This is a genomic window from Asaia sp. SF2.1 (assembly GCF_000505765.1).
GTDB classification, from domain to species: domain Bacteria; phylum Pseudomonadota; class Alphaproteobacteria; order Acetobacterales; family Acetobacteraceae; genus Asaia; species Asaia bogorensis.
Window position 1 is genome coordinate 12,553 of record NZ_AYXS01000004.1, and the last position, 3,492, is coordinate 16,044.

The following is a 3,492-nucleotide window of genomic DNA, read 5'->3' on the forward strand; positions in this document are numbered from 1 at the left end:
GGATACGGATTCCGGCCTGACGGCGCTCTGGGGCTTTCTCTATAATGACGGGCGCGTGGCGCTGCGCCACTGGCAGGTCTATGGCGGTCTTATCAGCCGTGGGACTTTCGCCTCCCGCCCGGAGGACACCATCGCTCTGGCCTTCAGCTACACGGCAATGTCGCCCGGCGTGCAGCGCACCGAAGAATTGCTGCGCGCGAGGGGGGAGGTACTGCCCTACCGCGCCACCGGTATCCAGCGCCATGCCGTTGTCATGGAGGCCAATTACGGCTGGCATGCCTGGCGCGGTATCCTCATGCAGCCGATGGTCGAACTGTTCGTGCGACCCAACGGGCAGGGAAACCTGAAAGACGCTGTTCTGCTCGGCTTCAAGTCCCATGTGGAGTTCCTCTGAACAACCGGAACCGGCCTGATGGTCATGATCCGTCGAGAACGCATCTTTCCTGGTCTCCTGCATTTTTGCCGATGCATCGACTGGCTCCGCCGTGCCATGCTCTGTGACGTTATGTTTCACGGAGGATGATTCATGGATGCCCAGATTGATGGTTCGTTGTTCCCCGTACTTCGCATCGCCCTCCAGCCCGGCGAGACGCTCATGGCTGAGACGGGCGAGCTCTCCTGGAAAAGCCCCCATGTCACGCTGGAAACCAGCACGTCAGGGGCCGGGCAAAGCGGATTCATGGGCACCATCTCGCGCATGATTGCGGGAGGTGGGCTGTTCATGACCCGCTATCGCGCTGAAGGGGCTCCCGGCATCGTTGCCTTCGCCGCCAAGATACCGGGGCATATCACCGAGCATACGCTCGATGGATCGCGGGCCTATCTTGTGCATCGTCATGGCTTCATCGCCGGTACCGAAGGGGTCCGCCTCGACATGGCTTTCCAGCGCAAGCTCGGCGCGGGCCTGTTTGGCGGGGAGGGATTCATCCTCCAGCGCATCTCGGGTCACGGTCAGTTCTGGGCGGAGCTGGGCGGCGAGATCGTGGCCCATGATCTTGCACCCGGAGAACAGATCGATGTGCATCCCGGTCATGTCGGCATGTTCGAAGAGAGTGTGCAATTCGATATCACCACACTGCCCGGCATACGCAACAAGCTGTTCGGGGGCGATGGCGTGTTTCTGGCCCGTTTGACCGGGCCGGGGCGCATCTGGTTGCAGACACTCACCTTGTCCAACCTCGCCGGAGCGCTCAGCCCCTATCTCGGGATGACGGAAGCGACAGGCGCAGCCGAAGGCACTCTGCTCGGCTCCCTGGTGCGCAGGGCGTTCGACTGATCCCGACGCCGCGCGATACGCCCTGTCTCAGGGCAGTCGTGCCTCGCGCAATCTGGCGAGGAGCTTTTTCTCGGCCGGAGGATGCGCGTAGAGCGTTTCCAGAGGAACAGCGTCATGGCCGAGCATCCAGGCGACTTCCATATGATAGAGTCGATAGAGTCCGCTCCGGCGGACATCCATGGAGGGATCATGGGCCTGGAATCGTGCCAGATTGTCCCGCATATCGAAGTCGCCGCCCTTGCCGATGAGATCGGCATAGCTTTCGTTGAGCCATGTGGGGCGGGTCAGGGCAAAGAAGCGTCCGAAGCTGCGGCCCTGCATCACATGCGTCGCCTCATGAGCAATGTAATAGGCGAGCGGGCGTTCCTTCGCATCTGCCATCGGTCCGGCATGGGGAGGAATGATCCTGTCATGAGGGATATCCGACTCACGACGGTAGATATTGGATGTGAGCGGCGCGAGCACGATGCCCCCGACGCTGGGGTGAAACAGCCCATAGAGCTGTAACCGCTAGCGCGCGTTGCAGAAAAAGACGTGAAAGTACTGCTGTGGCGTATAGAGGCTCGATGTCGGCAAGCGCCGCGTCGCGTCGTCCAGAATGATAGTGATATGGCTGTCGATAGGGCGATCCGACCAGAGATCGAATTGCCGATACTGCATTCGATAGGCAAAAGCCGGTTCAGGATAAGCCAGGACACCTAGATAGGTGGCAACCAGCCCAACCAGAGCGACCGCCCCACGGCGTAGCCAGGGCAGCAGTGTCCTTACGCGCGAGTGCGCTGCTGCCAGAGGCACTCCTGAAGGCCTTGATGTCAGATCACGTAATCCACGGGAGGCAGACGCTGATCCATGCCCAGAGCTGGCATGGAGGTGTGGCGCGTGCCGATGCGACGTGCCGGATTGCCGACAACCGTTGTGTAGGGCGGTACGCTCTCGAGCACGACAGAGCCAGCGCCCACCTTGGCGCCCTCGCCAAGCTCGATATTACCCAGCACGATTGCCCCCGCGCCTACAAGAACGCCCCGCCGGACCTTGGGGTGACGATCGCCGGTTTCCTTGCCCGTGCCGCCAAGGGTGACGCCCTGGAGAAGCGAAACATCGTCTTCAATGATGCAGGTTTCACCCACCACGATGCCTGCGCCATGATCAAAGACCAGACGCCTGCCCAGGCGGGCAGCGGGGTGAATGTCCAGACCGAAGCGTTCACTCACGAGGCTCTGCAGATGGCGGGCGAGATGCTGGCGGTCATGGCACCAGAGCCAGTGGGCGATACGATAGGCCTGTATGGCGTGATAGCCCTTGAAGAAAAGGAAGGGGGTCACGTAATCGGGGCAAGCGGCATCGCGCTCGCAGATCGCGATCATGTCTTCGGCGGCGGCTTCAGCAATTTCAGGTTTTTCAGCCAGTGCCGATGTGACGAGCGCAGAGAGCACCGGAGCCGAAAGCGCGCGGTCAGCCAGTTTTGTGCCGAGCAGCGCCGCAAGAGCCCCCTGGAAATTGCGGTGATCGCTGATGCCTGTCGCAAACACACCCTGAATCAGCACATCGCAGCAGACATCGCTCTGCTTGAGCATTTCCTGCCATACGACGCCCAGATCGGGCGCTCTGGGCGATGTCTGATCGGGTGATGTGCTCATAATCCCATGGCCTTTTTCACGAATGTGCGGCGCAGGCCTGGCAGGCGGCTCATCACGCCCAGCCCAAGATCACGCCCGAAGCGCAGGAGAGGATTGTCATTGCCGAACAGGCGTTCAAGCCCGTCACAAGCCGCCATGATCGCCATGTTATGGGGGCGCACCTGACGCTGGTAGCGGGCAAGCAGATCGGCGCCGCCGAGATCGCCCCCGCTGGCAAACCGCGTTTCCAGAAGGGCGGAAAGGGCGATGATGTCCTTGAACCCGACATTCAGGCCCTGTCCCGCAATCGGGTGAAGCCCGTGGGCGGAATCGCCCGCGAGCGCAAGCCGCGGTGCCGTGTATCGCTGGGCATATTGTGCCGAGAGCGGATAGATCCAGCGTCGGCCGACCGGAACGGCCCTGCCTACATCATCGCCAAGACGCTGCATGATGGCATTGGCGAAGGCCGCTTCGTCGAGCGCATAGAACCGCTCGGCGCGTCGTGTCGCCTCTGCCCAGACGATCGCCGAACGATAGGGATGCTCGGCCGTGGGCGGCAGGGGGAGGCGTGCAAACGGCCCCTGAGGAAGAAAATGTTCG

The 3,492-nt window shown here is 61.8% G+C and carries 6 protein-coding genes; 2 read left to right on the forward strand and 4 right to left on the reverse strand.

The genetic code is table 11. The features are described from left to right. Together P792_RS35830 and P792_RS23880 are read left to right on the forward strand one after the other, a co-directional pair. Positions 1–394 (forward strand): carbohydrate porin (locus tag P792_RS35830; protein WP_035439383.1); only part of this gene is annotated, 394 nt, incomplete at its 5' end. 132 nt (positions 395–526) lie between these two features. After that, positions 527–1,276: a TIGR00266 family protein gene (locus P792_RS23880; RefSeq protein WP_023977804.1), complete on the forward strand. Its 750-nt coding sequence runs from the start codon at positions 527–529 to the stop codon at positions 1,274–1,276. 27 nt (positions 1,277–1,303) lie between these two features. On the opposite strand, the gene P792_RS23885 is transcribed toward P792_RS23880, so the two are convergent. The 4 genes from P792_RS23885 to P792_RS38245 form a co-directional block, all read right to left on the reverse strand. Then, positions 1,304–1,741, reverse strand: a complete 438-nt coding sequence (locus P792_RS23885) for a hypothetical protein (RefSeq protein WP_152530145.1) — start codon at positions 1,739–1,741, stop codon at positions 1,304–1,306. A 45-nt stretch (positions 1,742–1,786) separates the two neighbouring features. Beyond that, positions 1,787–2,071, reverse strand: a complete 285-nt coding sequence (locus tag P792_RS23890; protein ID WP_023977807.1) for a hypothetical protein — start codon at positions 2,069–2,071, stop codon at positions 1,787–1,789. Between the two features lie 17 nt (positions 2,072–2,088). Next, entirely contained in the window at positions 2,089–2,913 is an 825-nt protein-coding gene (gene cysE, locus P792_RS23895; protein WP_023977808.1) for a serine O-acetyltransferase, read from the reverse strand. Further along, positions 2,910–3,492, reverse strand: a 583-nt coding sequence (locus P792_RS38245; protein ID WP_235075398.1) for an FAD-dependent monooxygenase, incomplete at its 5' end; no start/stop codon positions are given. The genes P792_RS38245 and cysE, both read right to left, overlap by 4 nt.

Coding starts and splice junctions, on each gene's coding strand:
- P792_RS23880 (WP_023977804.1), top strand. CDS start 527: ATGGATGCCCAGATTGATGGTTCGTTGTTCCCCGTACTTCGCATCGCC.
- cysE (WP_023977808.1), bottom strand. CDS start 2,913: ATGAGCACATCACCCGATCAGACATCGCCCAGAGCGCCCGATCTGGGC.